The following is a 23756-nucleotide window of genomic DNA, read 5'->3' as shown; positions in this document are numbered from 1 at the left end:
GCCCCGGGTCGCACGTCGCCCCGGCCCCCGGTGGCCCCGCCCAGTCGTCCGCGCCGGCGTCGGCGCAGACCGCTCCGGCGTCTGCCCCGTCCGTCCCGGCGTCGGCGCCCGCGGCCGGTGTGCCGCCGTTCCCGCCTGCTTCCGCGACCGAGATCGTCCCCGGCAGCGGTGGGCTCACCCGTCGGCAGATCCGGCAGCTCCGCGCCGCCGAGCGCCAGGCGGTGCAGCCGGTCCCGCTGCAGGACCCCACGCCCCAGTCGTCCGACCGCACCGTCGAGGACGTCCTCGGGTCGGTGGACACGATCGACCCCACCGCCGGGCCGCAGAGTGCTCCGGACGCCGAGGCCGCGCACGACGAGCAGCCCGCTGCCCCGACGGTCCTCGACCAGGCCGCGGTCGCCCAGGCCACCGAGGCCGACGGTTCCCCGGACGCGCTCGAGCCCCTCGACGAAGCCGCCGCGCACGCCGAGGAGCCCCGCCGCCACCGGTCGACGTGGTCGCCGCCCGCCGACGTCACCGATTCCGACACGCCGGCGACCGACGTCCCCGAGTCGGATGCGCCGGTGAACGACGCCCCTGCGGACGAGACGACCGACGTCGCCCCGGCGGACGAGCCGTCCGAGGACGCACCCGCTCCCGCTGCCGGGTCGCAGCCCGCCGTCACGCCGGTGCCGATCCCGACGAACACCGCCGCAGCGACCCCCGCGGTGTTCCCGCTCTCGCTCGACGCCGAGGACGACGACACCAACGAGGTGCCGCTGCCCGAGCCCGCGACCGAGGCCCCGAAGGTCCCCGCCGCGTTCCAGCGTCCGACCGAGCCGAAGCCGGTGACCACGGCCTTCGCGCCGCCCGCCGGCCACTGGTCCCAGCAGGCGCACGACTCGAACGACTCCGAGGTGCACGACGCCGAGACCGGCACCCGTCGCGTCGCGGTGACGAACACGAACGCGATCATCCTGCCGAACTCGGCCCTGGCCGACCCCACCGGCGCCCTGAACGCGACGGGCGAGGTGATCCTGACGGGGTCGATCGACCTGCCGGCATCGCTGTCGTCGACGGGGTCGCACCGGCCGATCGACGGCGCCGAGGTCGACCGCCTGCTCGAGCAGCAGGACGAGCAGCCCGACACCGACGCCAGCCCGGTCCGGGCCAGCCGCGCGGTGTCCAGCCACACCTCGACCCGCCAGGTCGTGCTCGCCGCCGCCAAGCCGAAGGAGTCGCGCACGCCGCTGATCCTCGGTGTCACGGTCGGCGCGGTCGGACTGGCTGCGGCCGGTGTCATCATCACCGCACTGCTCACCACCCACGCGTTCGGCGGCTGACCGCTGCCGTCCCCGACGTCCGTTCTCCACCACCCCGCCGACCCTGGCCTGGCCGCTGTCGGCGGGGTGGCTTATGATCGTGACCCATCAAGCGAACCGGCTGTCCGTCGGTTCGACGACCGGAAGGAATCCGTGACCGCCTCCACTCGCGCACTGGAACTCGTGCAGGCCGCAGCACTCGCGGCCGACGCCAAGCAGGCCGAGGACCTCGTCGCTCTCGACGTGACCGGGCCGTTGCAGCTCACGGACGTGTTCCTGCTCGCAACCGGTCGGAACGAGCGCAACGTGCAGTCCATCGCCGATGCCGTCGAAGAACGCCTCCTCGAGCTCGGTGCCAAGACGCTCCGCCGCGAAGGCCGTACCGAGGGTCGCTGGGTCCTCATCGACTTCGGCGAGATCATCGTGCACGTCTTCCACGACGAAGACCGCCAGTACTACTCGCTCGAGCGTCTCTGGGCCGACTGCCCGACGATCCCGCTCGAGCTCCCGGTGGACCACACCGCCTGATCAGCGACGCGCCCGGGTGACGGCTTCGATTTCGTCGCCCGGCGTTCGCATGGTGTACGCTTCTATGGTGCCTCCGGGGAACCGGTTGGTACGAAAGCAACACGATCTGGGTCTGTGGCGCAGCTGGTAGCGCACCTGCATGGCATGCAGGGGGTCAGGGGTTCGAGTCCCCTCAGATCCACCCTCAACCCCGTCGTTCCTCGGAACGGCGGGGTTTTTCGTGCGCCCGTCAGGCCTCGGCGGCCCGATACGCTGAGCGCATGAGCAACGACGCGCCGCTGTCCGGGTCCCCGCTGACGATCGCCTCCGCCGGGTACACGGCCGACATCGCCACCGTCGGAGCGACACTGCGGACCCTGCGGCACGAGGGCCGAGACCTGGTCGTCCCGTTCGACGCCGACGAGGTCCGCCCGGTCTTCCGCGGTGCCGTCCTGGCCCCGTGGCCGAACCGGATCGTCGACGGCGAGTACTCCTTCGGCGGCGTCGACCACGAGCTGGCCCTCACCGAGCCCGCACGGCACCACGCCCTGCACGGACTCGTCGCGTGGACGGACTTCCGCGTGCAGGAGCAGGCGGACGACCGCGTGGTGCTCGCCACGACCGTGCAGGCGCAGCAGGGCTACCCGTACCGCGTCGAGGTCACCGTGGAGTACCGGCTCGACGCCGAGGGGCTGCACACCACGATCACCGGGACGAACACCGGCGCCGAGGACGCGCCGTGGGGGACCGGCCCGCACCCCTACCTCGTCGCGGGTGCCAGCACCGTCGACGACTGGACCCTGACGCTCCCCGCCGCCCAGGTGCTCGAGGTGACGCCGGACCGGCTCGTCCCGACGGACCTGGTCCCCGTGCACGACGAGTTCGACCTGCGCACGCCCACGCTGATCGGCGACCGGTTCATCGACCACGCCTTCACCGGCTTCGACCGTGACCCCGCCGGCCTCGCCACCATCGCGGTCACGGCGGCGGACGGTCACGGGGTCCGTGCGACCTTCGGGCCGGAGTGCGGCTGGGCCCAGGTGCACACCGCCGACCACGTCGTCCCCGAGTACCACCGCGCCGGTCTCGCCGTCGAGCCGATGACGTGCGCCCCGGACGCCTTCAACGACGGTGAGGACCGCGGCCTCGTGGTGCTCGCGCCCGGTGCCTCGCACGCCGCCGCATGGACGATCGCCGCGATCTGAGCACCCCCGACCCCGGCGTCCGCGTCGAGGTCCGCCGACTCGACCCGGTCCCCGACCTCGCGGCCCTGGCGGCGCAGGTCGCCGGGGACCTGGTGTGGCTCGACTCCGGCCTGCCCGACGGTGCTCCCGCCACGGCTCGGCCCCGGGCCCGCTGGTCCGTGCTGGCGTGGACGGACGGGCCGTTCGCCGCCCGGTTCCGGCACCAGGACCGTCGCGCGCACCTGACGGTCGCCCCGCCCGCCCAGGAGTGGTTCGGGCCCGCCCGATCCGAGGAGCGTCCGGCCTTCGCGGTGCTGGCGGACCTGCTCCGACGCACGCCCAGCCTGCCCGAGCCGGTCGTCGGGTGCGGGTTCGCGCTGGGCTGGGTCGGGTTCCTCGGCTACGAGCTCGGCCGCGAGTCCGGTGGCCCGGACCGCACCGCCGACGGGCACGCCGACGCCGAACTGCGGTTCGTCGACCGAGCCGTCGTCGTCGACCACACCGGTGGCGCCTGGGCGCTCGCGCTCGTCGCCGACGCGGAACCGGCGGCCAGCGCGCGGAACCGCTCGTGGCTCGAGGAGGTGCCCACCCCCGCGACGTCGGTCGGCGTCGTGGACGCGGCCACGGGCCTCCCGGCCGGGGTGTCCACGGCGACCGGACGCGTGACGCGTGCCGCCTACGAGCGGGCGGTCGACGTGTGCCGCGCGGAGATCCGCGAGGGGAACGCGTTCCAGGTCTGCCTCACCACCGCCTTCGCGGTCGGTCAGGAGGCCCGTGGCGGCCCCGGTACGGACCCGCACCTGGGCGAGTACCTGCGGATGCGGGCGTCCGACCCCGTCCCGTTCGGTGCGTTCCTGCGGCTCGGCCCGCTGCGCGTGGCGAGCCGGTCACCGGAGCGGTTCCTGCGGATCGACGCGGCCGGAGCGGTGCTCGCGGAGCCGATCAAGGGCACCCGGCGGCGGCTCGCCGACGCGGTGGCGGACGCGGCCGCGCGGGACGACCTGGCGGCGAGCCCGAAGGACCGCGCCGAGAACGTGATGATCGTCGACCTGCTGCGGAACGACCTGCTGCGGACCGCGGTGCCGGGGTCGGTGCACGTCGAGCGGCTGTGCGCCGTCGAGACGTACGCCAGCGTGCACCAGCTGGTCTCGACGATCGGGGCGGTGCTGCCGCCGGAGACGTCGCGGGCCGACGTGGTGCACGCGGCGTTCCCGCCGGGGTCGATGACCGGGGCGCCGAAGAGCAGTGCCACGGCGATCGCGGACCGGCTCGAGGGGGCGCCGCGCGGGGTGTACTCGGGCGCGATCGGGTACTTCTCGGCGAGCGGGGCGGTCGACCTGTCGGTGGCGATCCGTAGCCTCGTGACCGTGCTCGACGAGTCGGGTGCGGTGCGTTCCCGGACCCTCGGAGCCGGGGGAGCGGTGACCTGGTCGTCGGTGCCCGCGGACGAGGCGGACGAGGTCGAGACCAAGACGCGGTCGGTGCTCGGCGGAGTCGGGTCGGTCGCCAGCTGGTGAGCTGACGCCCTGATCCGAACACGTGTTCGACCAGGACTGTCCACGGATGTCGGACGCGATTGACATCATCGAACACATGTTCGAATATGAGGGCATGCAGACGGCGGCGGCACTCCGGTCGCCCACCCCGGACCGGGGCGGGCGGAGCGGTGCTGCACGCGGTGGCAGCGGTGCGGGCGGTGGCGGTGCGCGCCGTGGACCGGACCACCTGAGCGATGCCCGGGCCGCGCTCGACCGCATCACGTCCCTGCGGTCCCGGGTGGCCGACATGGAGTCCACCCGGGTCGACACCGCCGGGCTCCCCACGGCCCCGGCGCTCGAACCCCTGCTGCCCGGCGGCGCGATCCGGGTCGGTGGCACCTACGCCGTCCCCGAGTCGGTGCTGCTCGCGATCACGATGCTGCAGGCGGCCTCGGCTGCCGGGGCGTGGTGTGCGGTCGTCGGGGTGCCGTCCTTCGGGATCGAAGCCGCCGCCGCCGCGGGGATCGACCTCGAACGGCTCGTCCTCGTCCCCGATCCCGGTGACCAGTGGCTCGCCGTGACGGCGGCGATGGCCGACGTCGCCCAGATCGTCCTCACCCGACCACTCGGCCGGGTCGTGCCGGGCGACGTGGCACGGCTGTCGGCTCGGCTGCGACAGCGCGGTGGCGCACTCGTCGCGCTCGGCTCCTGGCCCGGGGCGGACGTCACGCTGCGGGTCACGTCCTCGACGTGGAGCGGCATCGGTCAGGGCCACGGCCACCTGACGGAGCGCCGGGCCACCGTGACCGCGACCGGGCGTGCCGGCGCGGTGCGTCCGGCGACCGCCGAGCTGCTCCTGCCCGCGGCCGACGGTGCGGTCCGGGCCGCCACACCGGTGCCGACGGTGGGCTCCGGGGACACCCGCGTGCTGCGGCCCGTGGCGGTGGCGTCGTGATCGCGTCCGGGCGCGTCCGGACCGACGCGATCACGCGTGGGGCGGCACTGCCCGAACCACCCCCGACCCGGACGATCGTGCTCTGGTGCCCGGACTGGCCGGTCATCGCGGCGGCTCGGGCCGGTGGCACCCCGCCGGAGCAGCCCCTCGCCCTGACCGCCAAGGGGCTCGTGTTCGCGAGCTCCGCGTCCGCGCGTGAGCAGGGTGTCGTGCGGGGACTCCGTGTGCGTGAGGCCCAGGCACGGTGCCCCGAGCTCCTCGTGCAGCCCTACGACGACGCCCTCGACCACCGCGCCTTCGAGCCCGTCATCCGTGCGGTCGAGGCGGCGGTCCCCGGGGTCGAGGTGCTGCGGCCGGGCACCCTCGCGCTCCGCGCCCGCGGCCCGGCCCGGTACTACGGCGGTGAGCGCGCGGCGGCGGCGACCCTTGCCGGCATCGCGGCCGACCACGGCGCCCCCGCGGTGCGGGCCGGGGTGGCCGACACCCCGTTCGCGGCGGACCAGGCCGCCCGGGCCCGTCCGGTGCGCCCCGGTGAACGGGTGCGGCTCGTGCCCGTCGGGGGATCGGCGGACTTCCTCGCGCACCTGCCGCTCGGTGTGCTCGGCGACCCCGACCTCACGACGGTGCTCGACCGGCTCGGCATCACCACGCTCGGCGACTTCGCGGCACTCGGCGACGAACAGGTGCGGGACCGCTTCGGCGTGGCCGGGGCGTTCCTGCACCGATTGGCCGGGGGCCGCGACCCCCGCGAGATCGCGGCGCGGGAGATCCCGCCGGAACTCCGGGTCGAGGCGTCGTTCGAACCCCCGCTGGACCGTGCCGACCAGATCGCGTTCGCGTTCCGGCGTTCCGCCGACGACTTCGCCGACCGACTCCGGGCCGCGGGGCTCGTGGCGACGACCATCCGCGTGGGGATCATCGACGAGCGCGACATCCTGCTCGAACGGACCTGGGCGCACCCGCGCTGGTTCGACGCTGCCGACGTGGTCGACCGGGTGCGGTGGCAGCTCGCCGGCGGGGTGGACCCCAGCGGGCTCGAGGCGCCGGTCACCTCGGTCGTGCTCGAGCCGGTCGCCGTCGACGACATGGCGAACCACGAGCGCGGGCTGTGGGGCTCCGGCCCGGACGAGCGCGTGCACCACGGCCTCGCCCGGATCCAGGGCATGGTCGGCCACGACGGTGTGGTCAGTCCGCGCATCGGTGGGGGCCGCACCCTGTCCGAGCGCGTGGTGCTCGTGCCGTGGGGCGACGCACCCGCCGGCGGTGAGCGAGCCCTGGCGACCGTCCGCGACCGCCCGTGGCCCGGCAAGCTGCCCGGCCCGCCCCCCGCCACCGTGCTCGAGCGCCCCCGACCGGTCGACGTCGTCGCCGTCGGTGGTGCGAGTGTCGACGTCGACGAGCGCGGCGTGCTGTCCGGCGCACCCGAACGGTTCCGTGCCGAGGGCGACCGGGGCGGCGGCTTCTCGGCCGTGACGGCCTGGGCGGGCCCGTGGCCGCTCGTCGTCCGGTGGTGGGAGTCCGGCGGTCGACGCCTGCACCGGCTGCAGCTCGTCGACGCCGAGGGGCGTGCCTGGTACCTGGTGCTGGCGGACCACCGCTGGTGGGCCGAGGCGATCGCGACGTGACCCCGACCACCACCACCGACAGGAGCGTGACCTGATGGGCTACAGCAACCCACCCATCCCGTGGTCGCAGTTCGAGCGCGCGCTGTCCGACAAGCGGAGCCCGGGCACGGCGCACGACGGCGACGGCGGCGACAGCCCCGCGTGGTCGCGGAAGCGCGAGCCGTACGTCCCGTCACCGCTCGACACCGACGGCGGGCCCGTGGTGCCGTACGCCGAACTGCACGCGCACTCGGCCTTCAGCTTCCTCGACGGCGCCAGTCAGCCCGAGCACCTGTTCGAAGAAGCTGCTCGGCTCCGACTGCACGCCCTCGCGCTCACCGACCACGACGGCTTCTACGGGGCCGCCCGGATGGCCGAGGTCGCCGAGTCGTACCCGCAGGTCGGCACCGTGTTCGGCACCGAGCTGTCCCTGGGGCTGACCGAACCGCAGAACGGTGTGCCCGACCCCGAGGGCTCGCACCTGCTCCTGCTCGCCGACGGTCAGGACGGCTACCACCGGCTCGCCGGCGCGGTGACGAGCGCACACCTGGCCGCCGGGTCCGAGAAGGGCAGCCCGCAGTACGACCTCGACGACCTCGCCGCGCGGGCGGACGGGCACTGGCGCGTCCTCACCGGGTGCCGGAAGGGCTCCGTTCGGCAGGCCCTCGAGCAGGGTGGCGAGCCCGCCGCCGAGACCGCGCTCCGGGTGCTGCTCGACCGGTTCGGCAGCCGCAACGTCGTCGTGGAGCTGCTCGACCACGGCGACCCGCTCGACAGCGCCCGCAACGACGCCCTGGCCGCCCTCGCCGCGAAGCACGCGCTGCCCCTGGTCGCCACCGGCAACGTGCACTACGCCACCCCCGACCGGTTCCCGGTGGCGACCGCGCTCGCGGCGGTGCGTGCCCGCCGCAGCCTCGACGAGATCGACGGCTGGCTGCCGGCCGCCGACACCGCCCACCTGCGCTCCGGCGCCGAGATGGCCAGACGGTTCGGGCGCTACCCCGGCGCGATCGAGCGGACCGTGGAACTCGCCGACGAGCTCGGGTTCCGGCTGAAGACCGTGCAGCCCGGGTTGCCCGACCTCGACGTCCCGGACGGACACACCGCGATGTCGTGGCTCCGCGAGCTCACGTGGACGGGTGCCCGGCGGTTCTACCCCGGCAGCGCCGACGGCGTCGACCCCCGCAAGCGGGAGCGCATCGAGCGGGAGCTGTCCGTGATCGAGGAGAAGAACTTCCCGGGGTACTTCCTGATCGTGCGCGACATGGTGCAGTACGCCCGCGGTCGGGGCATCCTCTGCCAGGGGCGGGGCTCGGCGGCGAACTCGGCGGTCTGCTACCTGCTCGAGATCACCGCGGTGGACTCGATCCGGTACGGATTGCCGTTCGAGCGGTTCCTGTCGGCGATGCGCGACGAGGAACCCGACATCGACGTCGACTTCGACTCGGACCGCCGCGAAGAGGTGATCCAGTACGTGTACGCCAAGTACGGTCGGCACAACGCCGCCCAGGTCGCGAACGTCATCACCTACCGGCCCAAGGGTGCGGTGCGTGACATGGCGAAGGCGCTCGGCCACAGCCCCGGGCAGCAGGACGCCTGGTCGAAGCAGGTCGAGCGGTGGGGCTCGGTGACCGAGAGCCAGGACCACGACATCCCGCCGGCGGTCGTCGGGCTCGCGAGCGACGTCCTCGGGTTCCCGCGGCACCTCGGCATCCACTCCGGCGGCATGGTGCTGACCGACCGCCCGGTGGGCGAGGTCGTGCCGATCGAGCACGCCCGGATGGACGGCCGCACCGTGCTGCAGTGGGACAAGGACGACTGCGCCTACATGGGGCTCGTGAAGTTCGACATGCTCGGGCTCGGCATGCTCGCGGCCCTGCAGTACTCGTTCGACCTGGCGGCAGAGCACTGCGGGGAGCGCTGGGAGATGCACTCCATCCCGAAGGAAGAACAGGGGGTCTACGACCAGCTGTGCCGCGCGGACACGATCGGGGTGTTCCAGGTGGAGTCCCGCGCCCAGATGGGCACCCTGCCCCGACTGCTCCCGCGGCGGTTCTACGACCTGGTGATCGAGGTCGCACTCGTCCGACCCGGGCCGATCCAGGGCGGCGCGGTGCACCCGTACATCCGCCGACGCACGGGCGAGGAACCGATCACCTACATGCACCCGGCGCTCGAACCCGTGCTCGAACGCACCCTCGGGGTCCCGCTGTTCCAGGAACAGCTCATGCAGATGGCGATCGCGGTCGGCAACTGCTCCGGTGACGACGCCGACCTGCTGCGACGAGCGATGGGGTCGAAGCGCGGGCACGAGAAGATCGACCGGCTGCGCGACAAGCTCTACACGGGGATGGCGGACAACGGCATCCACGGTGCGGACGCCGACGCCATCTACGCGAAGATCCAGGCCTTCGCGAACTTCGGCTTCGCGGAGAGCCACTCGATCAGCTTCGCCCTCATCGTCTACGCGAGCGCGTGGATGCGACTGCACTACCCGGGGGCGTTCCTGGCGGCCCTGCTCCGGGCGCAGCCGATGGGGTTCTACTCACCGCAGACCCTGGTCGCCGACGCCCGACGGCACGGCGTCCGCGTGCTGCGACCGGACATCCTGCGGTCCGGGGTCGACGCCACGCTCGAACCGCTGCCGGACGGGGATGCCCCTGCCGGTGACGACGCGTGCCTGGCCACCGAGCAGCCCCCGGTGCTGCCCTTCGACAAGGCGCTCCCCGACGACACCGCGAGCCACCGACGCGACGGTGCCTTCGCCGTGCGGCTCGGGCTCGCCGAGGTCGCGTCCCTCAGCCGGAAGAGCGCCGAGAAGATCGTCGCGGAGCGGGACGCGAACGGCCCCTTCCGCGACATGTCGGACCTGGCCCGACGGGTCGGGCTCACCACGCCGCAGCTCGAGGCACTCGCCGCTGCCGATGCCTTCGCCCCCTTCGACATCGACCGCCGCGGTGCGATGTGGTCGGCTGCCCAGGCGGCCGCCGAGCGCCCGGACCAGTTGCCGGACACGCAGGTGTTCGTGCAGCCGCCGCTGTTCGGGCAGATGACGAGCGGGGACGTGCTCATCGCCGACATGTGGTCGACGGGCATGACGACCGACGACCACCCCGTCCGGCACGTGCGCGACCGCCTCGCCGCCCGCCGGGTGCTCAGCGTGCAGGACACCGCGACCGCCGAGACCGGACGACGGGTCGAGGTCGGCGGGATCGTGACGCACCGGCAGCGTCCGGCGACGGCCTCCGGCATCACCTTCCTGAACGTCGAGGACGAGACCGGGCTGGTCAACGTCATCTGCAGCGTCGGGGTCTGGGGGCGCTTCCGCCGAGTGGCGCGGGAGTCCCCGGCGGTGATCGTCCGGGGCATCCTCGAGCGCTCGCCCGACGGGGTCGTCAACCTGGTGGCGGACCGCATCGAGCACCTGTCGCTGTCCGTCCGCACCCGCTCGCGGGACTTCCAGTGAGCGGTCGTGCTCAGCGCACCTCGGGCAGGCGGATCGTGACCTCGAGTCCACCGGCGGGCACGTTGCGGAGGGACGCCGTGCCTCCCGCCCGTTCCGCCACCGCACGCACGATCGCGAGTCCCAGCCCGGAGCCGCCGGGCAGGGCGCCGACACCGGTCGACGGGTCCGGGTTCGGGCGGGACGTCCGGGCCTCGTCCGGACGCGTGAAGCGGTCGAACGCCACGGGGATGAAGGACTCGGGCACGCCGGGGCCGTCGTCGGTGATCTGCAGGACGCCTTCGCCGCCGGTGCTCCGCCAGGACACGAAGATGCCGCCGCCACGGGGGAGTGCGGCCACGGCGTTGCCCGCGATGTTCGTGACGAGCTGCGCCATCCCACCGGTGTCGATCCGGTACCGCGGTTCGACGGTGCCGCCGCCGATGCCCGGGCCGGAACCGCCGACGGCGACGGGCGGCTCGAGGTCGAAGTCGACGGTGACGTCCTTCGCCGAGGCGATGAGCCGGACACGGTCGACCGCGGCCATCACCTCGTCGCCGAGGTCCGACCACGCGGTCTCGGGGCGTCGGTCGCCGTCCTGTTCACGGCGCTCGGACTCCTCGATCCGCGACAGCGCCAGCAGGTCGTTCGCCAGCCGCGACAACCGCGCGACGCTGTGCTTGGCGCGTTCGATGTGGGCGGCGAGGGCGGCGGCGTCGTTCCCGTCGAGCGAGGCGAGGTCGAGCTGGGTCGTCAGGATCGCCAGGGGTGTCCGGAGCTCGTGGCTGGCGTCCGACACCATCTGGCGTTCGCGCTCGGTCGCCTGCCGGGTCCGGGCGAGGAAGGCGTTGAGCGTGGTCGCCAGGGACGCCAGCTCGTCCTGTGCGGGGCCCACCGGCAGTTCGGCACGCTCCGGGGCGACGGAGAGCCGTTCGGCCTCGCGCCGCATCCGGTTCACCGGCCTCAGTGCGGTGGTCGCGAGCACCCAGGACGCCACGCCGAAGGCGAGCAGGATCGCCAGGCCGGTCAACGACAGGGTCGTCGTGAGGTCGTCGACGACGATGGCCTCGGCCTGCGAGTTGCGGGCGGCCACGACGGTCCAGCGGCCGGCCTCGTTGACGGGGTGCTCCACCACGACGCGGTACTCCGAGCCGGAGACGGTGATGATCGAGGTACCGGCAGGGGTGGACCGCAGACTGCCGAGCGCCTGCTCGACACGGTCGGGCATCGTCGACAGCACGATCTCGCCGGACGGGGACACGACGGCGACGAGCTGCGCGTTGCCCGGCGGCGACAGGTCGGGGTCGCTGTCGACCTCGAGCGTGGCGACGTAGGGGTCGGCGTCGGCGTCGAGCAGCGTGCGCGTCGCACTCGCGACGACGCTCACCACCTGGAACCGCATCACCAGGACGAGCAACAGGATGACGATCGCGGCGATCGCCGTCGAGCCGATCGTGATCCGGGCACGCAGCGACAGCAGACGCAGCGGCCGGATCGGACCGCCGCGTCGGCGGTCCGATCGTGGGGCGTCGTCGGCCCCGTTCACGCCCCGAGCAGATCCAGGCGGTACCCGCGACCGCGGACCGTGGCGATGGCGACGGTGGCCTCGTGCGCGGTGAGCTTCTTGCGGAGGTACGAGATGTACTGCTCGACCACGTTCGGGTCGACGTGCTGCGAACCGTCCCAGACCTCTTCGAGGATCTTCGGGCGGTCGACGACACTGCCGGCGGAGCGGGCGAGCAGTCGGAGCAGGGCGAACTCGGTGGGGCTCACGGCGACGCGCTGCCCCTTGATCGAGATGCGGCGGGCCTCGGAGTCGATCGACACGTCCCCGACCTCGATCGTGCGGGGAGCCCCGGCGGACTCGCGACGGCCGAGCGCACGCAGCCGGGCGGTGAGCTCGGCGAAGGCGAAGGGCTTGGTGAGGTAGTCGTCCGCGCCGGCGTCGAGCCCGAACACGCGGTCGTCGACGGCGTCGCGCGCGGTCACGAGCAGGATCCGCACGGGGTCCTCGCGTTCACGGATCCGCCGCGCGAGCTCGAAGCCGGACATGCCGGGCATCATCACGTCCACGACCGCCAGATCGAACGCCTGCTCGCCGAGGGCGATGAGCGCCTCGACACCGTTCTCGACGGCCGTGACCCGGTACCCCTCGGCCGCGAGTCCGCGTTCCATCAGGGCACGCATCTCGTCGTCGTCCTCGACCACCAACAGCCGCATAGTGGACCTCCTCGGACCCATCGTGGCATCGAACCGGCGCGGAGGGCCGTTCTCCGGGTCCGACTCGCTGAATCTCGTCACAGGACGAAGCAGAACGGTCTGTCCCACGTTCTAGGGACGTGAGCGCCGCTTGCTTCGTTGCTAGGCTCCGGCAGCGGACAGCGCGACCCGATGCGCCGCCCGCACTGGGGGATCATGAACGACTCGATCGACCACCCGGCCATCGTGCGCCTGCGCGCCGAACTGGACGCCGCGTGGAAGGGCATCGGCGCGCTCGCGCAGCTGGAGGACGCTCCGCGCGACCGCGTGGTCGCGGAGCTGCGGACGGCCGTGCCGGACGTGGCGAGCCGTGCTGCACGCGAGGTCGGCACCGAGGCCGTCGTCGCGGAGATCAGCCGGTACGCCGACGCCGGCATCCCGGGCGCGACCGCGACCGACGTCGTCCCGACCGCGGTGATCTGGTCGGACGTCGTCCGGACGGCGTCGGAAGCGGCCTGCGCTGCGCGCTGAAGCGGACCGAGCGGCCTGCGCAGCGCGCTGAACCGGACCGACTAGTCGTCCTCGCCGAGCAGCTCGCCACGCACCCGTCGGATGTCCTCGAGCAGTGCCCCGATGAGCACCCAGTGCCGGGAGTTCGGCCGCACCACCTCGAGCGGCGCGGTGAGCGCCGGCTCCGAGGCCTCCGCCCAGGGCTCCGCGTCCGGTCCGAAGGTGGCGGGGTCCGCTCGGCCGACCCCGTCCACCGGGTCGAGCCGTGTGGATTCGACCCGCGCACTGAGCGACCGGACGTCCGCACCGATCCGTGCCACCTCGGTCGCGATGCCGTGCACCACCGGGTCGTCGCGCAGGTCCGGTGCGGTGTTGTCGCGGATGGCCCGGGTCATCCCGGTGACCCGGGTCACCAGGACGCGCAGGTGGTCGGTGGTCACCACGTCGCGGTCGAGGATCGTCCGGTGCCGGCCGCCGCGCGGGTTCATCGTCAGGGACTCGCGCGCCGACCCCAGGGATGCCTCGGCCTTGGCGTGCTGCTGCCGCAGTGACCGAGCGGCGACGAGCGCCTCGTCCCAGCGCTCGCGGTCCCACCCTTCGGTCAGGCCGATCGCGATCCGCTCGAACGCCACCGCGGTGTCACGGGCGAGCCGGGCGACGGCGAGGTGTGCCGGTTCGAGCAGCACGGGCGGCACGATGAGCGCGTTCACGACCAGGGCCACGATCGCACCGATCACGGTCTCGAGGATCCGGTCGGCGGAGTAGTTCGGCGTCACGACCCCGGCGGTGAGCACGAGCATCCCGCTGATCCCGACCTGGGTGGCCGACGTCGGGGTGAGCCGGAGCGCCCAGGCGATGAGGATCGCGAGCACGATGACGAGCAGCACGACGAACACGCCGTCGCCGAGCAGCAGGTGGAACCCGGTGGCCAGCACGACACCGATCACGACGCCCGCGCTCCGCTCGAGCCCCTTCACGAACGACTGGTTGATGCTCGGCTGCACCACGAGCAGGGCAGCGATCGCCGCGAAGGTGGGGAACGGCCCCTGGATGACCAGTCGGCAGAGGAGCACGGCGGCGACCACCGCGACGGCGGTCTTCACGACCTGCAGGAACGGCGTGCGACTGGAGCTGCGGAGGCGCGCGACCGGGTTCACACGGACCACGGTAGCCACCGGCCGCGCGCCGAGCCGCGCACGAACGCGACGAAACCCGCGCGACACGGTTGACTGATGCCGTGTGGCCCAACCATGAGCGCGTCATCCCGCAGGCCTTCGCCGGCTCCGGGACCTCCGTGGTGGCCGCACGGGCGCACTCCGTCGAGCCCTCGGGCAACGGCTACCTGTACGGCTACGAGGTCGACACGGTGGACCGCAACGGCCAGCGCGCCACGGTCCTGACCTACGTCGACACCGGCGGCACCCACGACCAGAACAGCGCGATCGTCACCGATCCAGCGACGGGCGACCCGGTGTCGGTGTGGGCGTACCCGAACGACCCCGGCCTGCCGGTGCTGCCGCAGGTCACCTACCGCGACGCCGTCGCCGAGCTCCTGACCACGCTCGGCATGCCCGTCACCGACCCGGTGCTCACCGTGGCGGCGTACCGGCCCGGCAAGCGCGCGGTCGTGCGCGTCGACGCCCCCGAGCGCACCCTGTTCCTGAAGATCGTCCGTCCGCACCGGGTCGCACCGATCGTGCAGTCGCACGAGCAGTTCGTCGCGGCCGGTCTGCCCGTGCCGCGCGTGCTGTCCAGCCGTGGCGACGGCCTGCTCGTGCTCGAGCGCATCCGCGGCGTGCCCGCCGGCAGCCGCATCCTCGACATCGCCGACGACCCCCGCTTCGTGGCGTCGCTCGCCGCGCTGAGCGGCCGGGTCGCCACCGTCCCGATGACCCAGCAGGCGCGCGCCGACGCGATGGACCACGCCGACTGGCACCGTCGCACGCTCATCGCCGCCCTGCCGCGCGACGCCGAGGAGATCGACCGCCTGTACGACGCCATCGGCCGCCGCTCCATCGGCTGGTCGAGCTCGACCAAGCAGGTCGTGCACGGCGACCTGCACCTCGAGCAGGTGTTCGTCGACGAGGACGAGCCGTGGCGCATCTCCGGCCTGCTCGACATCGACACCGCGGGCTGGGGCTTCCCGGTCCGTGACGTCGGCGCCGTCGTCGCCCACCTCGTGGTCACCGGGCTCTGGCACCGGTCCCGCGGGGACGCCGAGCGCGGCGCCGCCGCCGAGCGCCTCGCCGACGCGATCGCCCGCGACTGGGTCGCGCGCAACCCGCGCGAGGCCGACCGCATCGGGCCCGCCATCGGCGCCCAGCTGCTCGCCCACGCCGGCGGTCAGGCGACCACCGGCTCCGCCAACGGGATCCAGACCGCCCAGCAGCTCCTCGCCGCGACGCAGGCCGCCCTGGCGGACGCGGCCCCGAGCCTCCCGACCGGTGGTTCGACCCGCCCGCGGTCCGCACCGCAGGTCTGAGAGGCGACCGGAGGACGGACCGGAGGCGCGGGTCGGGCCCGCCACGGGCCTCCCGTCCGCCGTCGCGACGCGCGCGGGCAACGCGTCGGTCGCCTCTGTCGGTGGTCCGGGAGTAAACTGAGCGCGCACGCACCGCGTTCCCGCGTGCCGCGTCGATTCCGGACGCAGCCGTCGATCACTTGATCGACGCGGGGACCGGGCCGTGACCGCCCCGAGGGGGCATCACGTGCGTGTGACGACGCCGGATCCCGGCGCGGACCGTCCGAACCTGCTCCCGGCAGGTGCTCGTGTGGAACGGCTCGCGGGAGTCCACCGGACGTCCCGATGCGGGGACCGGCGATGCGGTGGGCCACGGTGGCCCGCAGCCGAACCGGAGCCGCGCCAGGCCCCGGTGCAGGACTTCCCGCCCCACGGGCGGATCGCCCCGACGTGTGGGCGGAACAGGAGGAGCGTTGGCTCGATCAGGCACCCGGCGTGCTGCCGGCGGGACGCGGACCGCGTCACGTCGCACCAGGCCGCTGGACAACGACGGCGTCATCCCCGTCCTCGCCCGCGCTGTGCGCGAGGTCGAGGCCGCGGCACAGCGCGGACCGCTCAAGGCATCGAACCGGACGAAGTTCCAGGCGGTCGCCCTGCTCATGCGCGAAGAGCGCGCGCGGGTGAAGGCCGACACGGAGCTCACCGACGCGCAGCGCGCCGAGCAGCTCAAGCGGCTCGACGGCGTGGCCACGATCCTGGCGAAGACGGCGGCGCGGGACACCAGCGTCATCCAGCTCCTCGCCGAAGAGGTTCAGGTGTCCGAGGCGACGCGTGCGGTCAAGCGCGACATGATGATCGCCGGTGGCATGGAACTGCAGCCGGAGGACCTCGTCATCGCGTCCGAGCCCGCCGCGGTGGTCGAGACCCCGGTGCGGGCCGTCGTGCCGCAGGCGGTCGTGCAGCGTCAGCTCGCGAACCCGTTCATGCCGCCGGACTTCGCCCTCGCCGACCAGCCCGTCGCGCACCCGCGTCGCCTGGCGAACTGGGAACTGTTCGGACCGCTGTTCAAGTCGTTCGAGTACGGCGCGGGCGGGGGAGCGGCGTCGATGCCGCTGCCGGAGCCCACGACGCTGCACTCGCGCTCGGGCACCACGCTCATGAAGCACCAGGCGGAACTCGTCGCCGCCGCGGCGCAGGGGCACCGCACGTTCCTGCTCGCCGACGAGCCGGGCCTCGGCAAGACCGCACAGTCGCTGCTCGCCGCCGATGCCGCGAACGCGTTCCCGCTGCTCGTCGTCGTGCCGAACGTCGTCAAGACGAACTGGGCGCGTGAAGCCGAGCGCTGGGTGCCGAACCACCGCGCCACGGTGATCCACGGGGACGGCAACGACCTCGACGGGTTCGCCGACATCGTCATCGTGAACTACGAGATCCTCGACCGGCACGCCGGGTGGCTCGGCAACTTCGGGTTCAAGGGGATGGTCGTCGACGAGGCGCACTTCATCAAGAACAAGGACTCGCAGCGCGCCCGGTTCGTGCTGCAGATCGCCGAGCGGATCCGGCAGCGCACCGCGGCGCCGCTGCTCATGGCGCTGACCGGTACCCCGCTGATCAACTCGGTCGAGGACTTCCGCACCATCTGGGAGTACCTCGGCTGGATCGACGACAAGAAGCCGCGCGCGAAGCTCATGAACGAGCTCGAGGAGATCGGTCTGACGCCGGCCGATCCCGGGTTCTTCGTCGAGGCCCGCCGTGCCGTCATCGACCAGGGCATCGTCCGACGCCGCAAGGTCGACGTCGCCGCGGACATCCCGGCCCGCCGGATCGCCGACATCCCCGTCGAGCTCGACGGTGACGAGGGTCGCTCCATCCGCGACGCCGAGCGCGAGCTCACCGCGAAGCTCGTCCGTCGCTACCACCAGGCGCTCGACGCCCGCACCGGGCAGGACCCGGTCGTCGGCATCGACCACAAGCTGGTCCGCCAGGTCGCGCGCTGGGAGCTCGAGGACCAGGATGCCTCGTCGACCGGCGAGAACGTGTTCTCGATGGTCCGTCGCATCGGCCGGGCCAAGGCCCAGCTCGCGGCCGACTACGCGGCACAGCTCGCCTCGAACGTCGGCAAGGTCGTGTTCTTCGCGAAGCACCTCGACGTGATGGACCAGGCGGAAGAGGTGTTCGCCCGTCGCGGCCTGCGCACCGCCACGATCCGCGGCGACCAGACCCCGACGCAGCGCACGGCCGAGATCGACTCGTTTGTGAACGACCCCGACGTCGCCGTCATCGTCTGCTCACTGACCGCCGCCGGTGTCGGGCTGAACCTGCAGGTGTCGTCGAACGTCGTGCTCGCCGAGCTGTCGTGGACGAGCGCGGAGCAGACCCAGGCGATCGACCGTGTGCACCGCATCGGGCAGGAAGAGCCTGTCACCGCGTGGCGCATCATCGCCGCGCAGACGATCGACACCAAGATCGCCGAGCTCATCGACTCGAAGGCGTCCCTGGCCGCCCGCGCGCTCGACGGTTCGGACGAAGAGGTCGTCGACTCCGGTGACATCCAGCTCGACGCGATGGCTGCGCTGCTGACCGAGGCGCTCGGCGGCTAGCGCGGGCGCGTCCGGCGCGGCGCTGACAGCAAAACACCGGTGTTCGCACTCTGAACCGCGTCATGCGCGTGTTCGGAGCGTGAACACCGGTGTTTTGCGGAGGGCCGCCGCTCAGATGCGGGACTGCACCTCGGCCAGGGACGGGTTCGTCGCCGTCGTGCCGTCGGGGAACACGAGCGTCGGCACGGTCTGGTTGCCGCCGTTGACCTCGGCGACGAGCTCGGCGGTGCCCGGGGTCTGCTCGATGTCGACCTCGGTGAAGGGCACCCCGGCCTTCGACATCTGGTTCTTCAGCCGGGCGCAGTAGCCGCACCACGTGGTGGTGAACATCGTGACGCCGCCGGCTTCGGGCGTGAACTGCTCGCGGGTGATCGTGTCGCTCATCCCTGCAGGCTAACCCCGGGTGCGGGGAAACCTCGCAGTGCCTGGTAGACAAGAGCGTGTGAGCCACACGCACCTCGAGATCGAGCGCACCTACGACCTGCCCGAGGGCGGTGCCCTCCCCGACCTCGTCGGCGCGGGCGGCATCCTCCGCACCGAGCACCAGGAGCCGTTCGAACTGGACGCGACCTACTGGGACACCGAGCGGTACGACCTTGTGGCCGCACGGGTGACCGTGCGCCGCCGCACGGGCGGCCCCGACGCCGGCTGGCACATCAAGCGATCGGAGTCGGACACGGTCCGCCACGAGCAGCAGTTCCCCCTGACCGACGACGCCGACACGGTGCCCGACGAGGTCCTCGCCGCGCTCTTCACGGAGCGTCGCGGTCGCGGGCTGCGTCCCGTCGTCCGGATCACCACCACCCGCACCGTCACCCGACTGCTCGACGAGGACGGCGACCAGATCGCCGAGCTCGCCGACGACCAGGTCACCGCCCAGCGCCTCGACGACGATGCTCCGGAGACCCCGCGCACCTGGCGCGAGGTCGAGGTCGAGACCGTCGACGGCGTCGACCCGCAGATCGCCCACGAGCTGTTCGCGGCCCTCGACGGGCGCTTCGCGGCCGTCGGTGCCGGCCCCGCCGCCGTCGCGTCCAAGCTGGCACGCGGGCTTGCAGGAGCACCGGCACCGCGCCTCCAGACCGAGGAGAAGCCGGCCAAGGGCACGACCGCACGCATCCTGGCGAAGCGGGTGCGCAAGCTGCGCGTCGCGCTGCTCGGCCAGGAGGCCCGGCTCCGCTCCGGCGACACGGCCGACCTCCGGCAGGCGGCCGACACCACCCTCGAGATCGCCGCGATCCTGGGCGCCTACCGCCCGGCGTTCCCCGACGGCGAGGCCGTCGACCGCGCCGCCGAGGCGGCGGACGGCCTGGCGGGCGTCACCGCGCGTGCGGCGCTGGCCGAGTACCTGATCGACCGGCTGCCGCGGGCGTCGTCGCCGGCGCAGGACGACCTGGTCGACGCGATGACCCGCGAGCGCATCCTCGCCTCGACCCGGGAACGTCGCGACCAGGCGGTGCGGGACGTCGTCGCGTTCCTGCACGGCGAGCCGTTCCTCGAGCTGCTCGACGCCCTCGACGACGCTGCCGAGCGCCCGGCGCCGACGGCGTGGTCGCTCCGTGCACCGAAGCAGGTCGCGCAGGACGTCGGCGCCGACGTGAAGCCTCGTGTGCGCGAACTCGTCCGGGCCGCCGTGGCCGACGACACCTCGGACACCGCTGCCGAGCGCGAGGCCGCCGACCGGACCACCACCGAGGCCGCGTGGCAGGAGACGATGCGCGCCCGGATGGCGATGGACGTGCTCGGCGACGACGCGTTCCCGCACGCGCTGTGGAAGCGGATCGGCACCGCGGCCGACGTGCTGACCGAACGGGTGCGGTCCCTGCATGCCCTCGACATCCTGCGGGCGAACGCGGCGGTCGCGGAGCGCGGGGGTGAGGGCACGTTCGGGTACGGGGTGCTCGCGGGGGACCGGGTGCGCCTGGCCGAGGAGTCCTACGACGAGGCGGTGCACGCGCTCAACCGCGTGTGAGCGGGGTGCGTGCACCGCGTGCGCCGGGTGCGCCGGGAGCGCCGCTGTTCGCTTGGTGAGCAGAAGAGGTCGGGTCCCGCGTTCGGACCCGACCTCTTCTGCTCCCGAAGTGCGCGGCGCGGCTCAGCCCGCGGCGATCGGGTTGGCGGTCGCGGCGGCGGGCGTCTCGTCGGCGAGCCCGAGCACGTCGAGCAGCCAGGCGAGTTCGAACGCCCGCTCCTTCCACGACGCGTAGCGACCGCTGACACCACCGTGGCCGGCGGACATCTCGGTCTTCAGCAGCACCGGAGCGCCGACCTCGCGGAGCTTCGCGGTCCACTTCGCGGGCTCGACGTAGAGCACGCGGGTGTCGTTGATCGAGGTCACGGCGAGGATCTGCGGGTACTGCACGTCATCGCGGACGTTCTCGTACGGGGTGTACTCGCTCATGTAGCGGTAGACCTCGGCGTCGTGCAGCGGGTCGCCCCACTCGTCCCACTCGATGACGGTGAGGGGCAGGTCCGGGTCGAGGATGCTCGTCAGCGCGTCGACGAACGGCACGGCGGCCAGGATGCCGGCGAACCGCTCGGGTGCGAGGTTGGCGACCGCGCCCATCAAGAGTCCGCCCGCACTGCCGCCCTCGGCCACGAGCCGGTCGGCGCTCGTCCGGCCGGACTCGATCAGGTGCTCGGCGACCGCGACGAAGTCGGTGAACGTGTTCTTCTTCGTCAGGGTCTTGCCGTTCTCGTACCAGTGCCGGCCGAGCTCACCGCCACCACGGACGTGCGCGACGGCGAAGACGACACCGCGGTCGAGCATCGACAGGCGCATGACGCTGAAGCCGGGGTCGATCGAGTGCTCGTACGAGCCGTAGCCGTAGAGGTGCAGCGGTGCCGGGGTACCGTCCTCGACGGCGTCACGACGCCAGACGAGCGAGATCGGCACGCGGGTGCCGTCCGACGCGGTCGCCCAGTCGCGCTCCTGCACGTAGTCGGCCGGGTCGTAGCCGCCGAGCACGGGCTGGCGCTTCAGGACGGTGACCTCGCCGGTGGCCAGGTCGAGGTCGCTGACCTCGGAGGGGGTCACGAACGACGTGTACCCGATGCGGAGCGTCGGCTGCTCCCACTCCGGGTTGCCGCCGAGCCCCGCCGAGAACAGTGCTTCGTCGAAGGGGACCTCGTGCGCGTCGCCGTAGCCGTCGCCCTCGATCGGGATGATCGCGACGCGGGGGAGCGCCTCAGACCGGTACTCCAGGGCGAGGTGTCCGGCGAAGGCGTCGACCGACTCGATGCGGCGCTCGGTGTGGTGCGCCACGACGACGCGGCGGTCCCGCTCGGAGGTCGGGTCGTCGGCGGGGACGTCGACGAGCTCGAAGTTCTCGGCGCCGTCGTTGTGCAGCACCAGGAACCGGTCGCTGCCGCCGACGATGGCGTGCTCGATCTCGTACTCGACGCCCTCGCGGCGGGGCCAGACGACCTGGAACTCACCGGTCGGGTCCGCGGCGTCGAGGACGTGCGCCTCGGACGTGATCTTCGAGCCGAGCTCGATGACGATGTACTGCGAGGAGCGGGTGACACCGACGCCGACCCAGTAACGGTCGTCGGGCTCCTCGAACACCAGGACGTCCTCGGACGCCGCGGTGCCGACCGTGTGGCGCCAGATCTTGTCCGGACGCCAGGACTCGTCGACCGTGGGGTAGAACACGTAGCGCCCGGCCGGGTCGAACGTGGCGCCGGCCCCGGTGTTCGGGATGGCGTCGCCGAGGTCGGTCCCCGAGGCCAGGTCGCGCACGTGCAGGGTGTACCGCTCGTCACCCTCGACGTCGATGCCGTAGACCAGGCGGGTGCCGTCGTCGCTGATGTCATAGGTGCCGAGGGAGAAGAACTCGTGGCCGTCGGCCAGGGCGTTGCCGTCGAGGACCAGCTGCTCGCCGGGGAGCGTCGACTCGCCCTCGACGACGGCGGGCGGGGTCCAGTCGTCGGGGCCGGCGACGGGCACGCGGCAGTGCACGCCGTACTGGCTGCCCTCGGCGGTGCGGGTGAAGTACCACCAGTCGCCCATGCGGACCGGCACCGAGAGGTCGGTCTCCTGCACGCGGCTCTTCACCTCGGCGAAGATGCGGTCCCGCAGCGGCGCGAGGTGCGCGGTGGCGGCGTCGGTGTGGGCGTTCTCGGCTTCGAGGTACGCCAGGGTGTCGGGGGATTCCTTGTCCCGCAGCCACTCGTAGTCGTCGACGAAGTCGATGCCGTGGTGGGTCCGTGTCACGGGCCGCTTGGCGGCGCTGGGCGGGGTGGATGCGGTGTGCTCGTTGCTCACCGTCCCACCCTATTCGCCCGTACCCCCGGTCAGGCCGCCGTGCGCTCGCGGCCGCCCACAGCGGCGTGCACCCGCTGCTCGAACGCCTCGAGCTCGGCGACCACGACGGGTGCGACCCACGCGCGGTCACGGCGACGACCGGTGACCGGACGGAGCACTCCCGCCAGCACCAGGTCGTGCGTGACGCGCTCGACCTCGTCGGCGGTGAGCAGGGTGTCCAGGTGCGCTTCGGTCAGGACGGGGTCGTCGGCGAGTGCACGGCCGACCACGGCGTGCGGACCCGAGGCGCAGGGGCCGGCCGACAGGTCGGCGTCGTGCTCCTTGAGCAGCAGGGCGCTCAGCGTCGCCTCGTCGCACACCGTCCCGATCGCCAGGGCCAGGTCGACCACGAACCCGGTGACCCGGCCGTCGCGGTACTGCTCCAGGTGTCGGAAGTACCGCCGTCGGTCCGCCGCGAGCGCGGCGGACACCGGTGCCGTGACCGTGGTCGTCACCCCGCGTCGCCGGAGCACGGCCCCGATCAGCGCCCGCCCGATCCGACCGTTGCCGTCGGTGAACGGGTGGATCGACTCGAACTGCGCGTGGGCGATCGCGGCCTGGGCGATCGGGTGCAGGTCCACGCGGTGCACGAACGCGAACAGGTCGGCCATCAGCGGTGCCACGAGCTCGGGCGGCGGTGGCACGTGGACGGCGTCGCGGGGCGTGGCGCCGCCGCCGATCCAGTTCTGCACGTCTCGGTACCGGCCGGCGTACCGTCCGTCGACCGGGTCGTCGCGCATCAGCAGGCGGTGTGCCTCGAGCAGGGAGACCTCGGTGACGGTTCCCGAGTCCGCTCCGGACACCAGGTGCTCGACGGCTCCGCCGGCCCGGACGACCGCGGTGGCACCCGCGTTCGCGCGGATGCCGACGAGTGCCCGCGCCAGGTCGTCGATCGACGCGGACTCGTCCTCGATCCGCGACGACGCCAGGGCGTCGGTCCGGGCGAGCACGGACCCGAGCGGTGCGAGCCGCGAGCCGTGGTGGACGTCGAGGGCGCGCAGGGCCGTGGCGCTCCGGTCGAGCAGCGCGACGGTGTCGTCGTCAGGCGTCCACCGAGCCGTCGCGATGGACGGGGGCAGCGACACCTGCACGGTGGTCACCAGCCGGTCGTCGCGGCACCCGCGGACGGTGCTCCGCCACGGTCGCTCGCTGCGTTCGTGTGTGGGCCAGGTGTCGCTCCGGTGTGCCATCCCGCGACGGTAGAACCAC

General features: G+C 73.0%; 17 protein-coding genes and 1 tRNA gene. 12 read left to right on the top strand and 6 right to left on the bottom strand.

All coding sequences use genetic code 11. The annotated features are described in order from the left end of the window. From DEJ00_RS18545 to DEJ00_RS11865, 8 genes are all read left to right on the top strand, one after another. The coding region (locus tag DEJ00_RS18545; RefSeq protein ID WP_181440166.1) for a hypothetical protein at window positions 1-1322 on the top strand (1322 nt) is incomplete at its 5' end. A gap of 132 nt (window positions 1323-1454) precedes the next feature. Further along, window positions 1455-1829 (top strand): ribosome silencing factor, encoded by a 375-nt coding sequence (gene rsfS / locus DEJ00_RS11895; RefSeq protein ID WP_027464721.1) that lies wholly within the window; start codon window positions 1455-1457, stop codon window positions 1827-1829. A 108-nt stretch (window positions 1830-1937) separates the two neighbouring features. Next, window positions 1938-2010: transfer RNA gene (locus tag DEJ00_RS11890), tRNA-Ala, on the top strand. Window positions 2011-2089: 79 nt separating this feature from the next. Then, window positions 2090-3013 (top strand): aldose 1-epimerase family protein, encoded by a 924-nt coding sequence (locus DEJ00_RS11885; RefSeq protein WP_111057477.1) that lies wholly within the window; start codon window positions 2090-2092, stop codon window positions 3011-3013. Further along, window positions 2992-4509: an anthranilate synthase component I family protein gene (locus DEJ00_RS11880; protein ID WP_111057476.1), complete on the top strand. Its 1518-nt coding sequence runs from the start codon at window positions 2992-2994 to the stop codon at window positions 4507-4509. Before DEJ00_RS11885 ends, DEJ00_RS11880 begins: the two co-directional genes overlap by 22 nt. A 46-nt stretch (window positions 4510-4555) precedes the next feature. Next, the gene (locus DEJ00_RS11875) at window positions 4556-5425 is read left to right on the top strand and encodes a hypothetical protein (RefSeq protein ID WP_051596529.1); all 870 of its coding nucleotides are present in this window, start codon (window positions 4556-4558) and stop codon (window positions 5423-5425) included. Beyond that, window positions 5422-7050, top strand: a complete 1629-nt coding sequence (locus DEJ00_RS11870) for a DNA polymerase Y family protein (protein ID WP_111057475.1) — start codon at window positions 5422-5424, stop codon at window positions 7048-7050. Before DEJ00_RS11875 ends, DEJ00_RS11870 begins: the two co-directional genes overlap by 4 nt. Window positions 7051-7084: 34 nt before the next feature. Then, a complete protein-coding gene (locus DEJ00_RS11865; protein ID WP_071245024.1) occupies window positions 7085-10495 on the top strand; it encodes an error-prone DNA polymerase in 3411 nt (1136 codons plus the stop codon). A 10-nt stretch (window positions 10496-10505) separates the two neighbouring features. Here the strand turns inward: DEJ00_RS11865 and DEJ00_RS11860 are convergent, their stop codons facing one another. Next, entirely contained in the window at window positions 10506-12017 is a 1512-nt protein-coding gene (locus DEJ00_RS11860; RefSeq protein WP_051596530.1) for a cell wall metabolism sensor histidine kinase WalK, read from the bottom strand. Further along, entirely contained in the window at window positions 12014-12691 is a 678-nt protein-coding gene (locus DEJ00_RS11855; protein ID WP_017885962.1) for a response regulator transcription factor, read from the bottom strand. Before DEJ00_RS11855 ends, DEJ00_RS11860 begins: the two co-directional genes overlap by 4 nt. 195 nt (window positions 12692-12886) lie before the next feature. On the opposite strand from DEJ00_RS11855, the gene DEJ00_RS11850 reads away from it, so the two are divergent. Next, window positions 12887-13201 (top strand): hypothetical protein, encoded by a 315-nt coding sequence (locus DEJ00_RS11850; protein ID WP_110864838.1) that lies wholly within the window; start codon window positions 12887-12889, stop codon window positions 13199-13201. 41 nt (window positions 13202-13242) lie between these two features. Here DEJ00_RS11850 and DEJ00_RS11845 read toward each other — a convergent pair whose 3' ends face one another. Beyond that, window positions 13243-14337 carry an aromatic acid exporter family protein gene (locus DEJ00_RS11845; RefSeq protein ID WP_111057474.1) on the bottom strand — a complete coding sequence of 365 codons (1095 nt, stop codon included), beginning with the start codon at window positions 14335-14337 and terminating at the stop codon, window positions 13243-13245. Between the two features lie 80 nt (window positions 14338-14417). On the opposite strand from DEJ00_RS11845, the gene DEJ00_RS11840 reads away from it, so the two are divergent. After that, window positions 14418-15662 carry a phosphotransferase enzyme family protein gene (locus tag DEJ00_RS11840; protein ID WP_071405569.1) on the top strand — a complete coding sequence of 415 codons (1245 nt, stop codon included), beginning with the start codon at window positions 14418-14420 and terminating at the stop codon, window positions 15660-15662. 452 nt (window positions 15663-16114) lie between these two features. Further along, window positions 16115-18241: a DEAD/DEAH box helicase gene (locus tag DEJ00_RS11835; protein WP_071245021.1), complete on the top strand. Its 2127-nt coding sequence runs from the start codon at window positions 16115-16117 to the stop codon at window positions 18239-18241. 111 nt (window positions 18242-18352) lie between these two features. On the opposite strand, the gene DEJ00_RS11830 is transcribed toward DEJ00_RS11835, so the two are convergent. Next, window positions 18353-18625 carry a mycoredoxin gene (locus DEJ00_RS11830; RefSeq protein ID WP_027464730.1) on the bottom strand — a complete coding sequence of 91 codons (273 nt, stop codon included), beginning with the start codon at window positions 18623-18625 and terminating at the stop codon, window positions 18353-18355. Window positions 18626-18683: 58 nt separating this feature from the next. Here DEJ00_RS11830 and DEJ00_RS11825 point away from each other — a divergent pair, with 58 nt between their 5' ends. Next, window positions 18684-20213, top strand: coding sequence for a CYTH domain-containing protein (locus DEJ00_RS11825; protein WP_181440165.1), 1530 nt, complete (start codon window positions 18684-18686; stop codon window positions 20211-20213). A 123-nt stretch (window positions 20214-20336) separates the two neighbouring features. Here DEJ00_RS11825 and DEJ00_RS11820 read toward each other — a convergent pair whose 3' ends face one another. Then, window positions 20337-22508 (bottom strand): S9 family peptidase, encoded by a 2172-nt coding sequence (locus DEJ00_RS11820; protein WP_111057472.1) that lies wholly within the window; start codon window positions 22506-22508, stop codon window positions 20337-20339. A gap of 29 nt (window positions 22509-22537) precedes the next feature. After that, entirely contained in the window at window positions 22538-23737 is a 1200-nt protein-coding gene (locus tag DEJ00_RS11815; RefSeq protein ID WP_181440164.1) for a Fic family protein, read from the bottom strand. Between the last annotated feature and the right edge of the window lie 19 nt (window positions 23738-23756).

Origin of the sequence: Curtobacterium sp. MCLR17_039, assembly GCF_003234745.1 — a bacterium.
In the GTDB taxonomy this organism is placed as follows: Bacteria; Actinomycetota; Actinomycetes; order Actinomycetales; family Microbacteriaceae; genus Curtobacterium; species Curtobacterium flaccumfaciens.
Note: the sequence above shows the minus strand (reverse complement) of the source record. Positions and strands in the feature narration are given on the sequence as shown.

Coding starts and splice junctions, on each gene's coding strand:
- DEJ00_RS11885 (WP_111057477.1), top strand. CDS start 2,090: ATGAGCAACGACGCGCCGCTGTCCGGGTCCCCGCTGACGATCGCCTCC.
- DEJ00_RS11880 (WP_111057476.1), top strand. CDS start 2,992: ATGGACGATCGCCGCGATCTGAGCACCCCCGACCCCGGCGTCCGCGTC.
- DEJ00_RS11875 (WP_051596529.1), top strand. CDS start 4,556: ATGTCGGACGCGATTGACATCATCGAACACATGTTCGAATATGAGGGC.
- DEJ00_RS11865 (WP_071245024.1), top strand. CDS start 7,085: ATGGGCTACAGCAACCCACCCATCCCGTGGTCGCAGTTCGAGCGCGCG.
- DEJ00_RS11855 (WP_017885962.1), bottom strand. CDS start 12,691: ATGCGGCTGTTGGTGGTCGAGGACGACGACGAGATGCGTGCCCTGATG.
- DEJ00_RS11850 (WP_110864838.1), top strand. CDS start 12,887: ATGAACGACTCGATCGACCACCCGGCCATCGTGCGCCTGCGCGCCGAA.
- DEJ00_RS11830 (WP_027464730.1), bottom strand. CDS start 18,625: ATGAGCGACACGATCACCCGCGAGCAGTTCACGCCCGAAGCCGGCGGC.
- DEJ00_RS11815 (WP_181440164.1), bottom strand. CDS start 23,737: ATGGCACACCGGAGCGACACCTGGCCCACACACGAACGCAGCGAGCGA.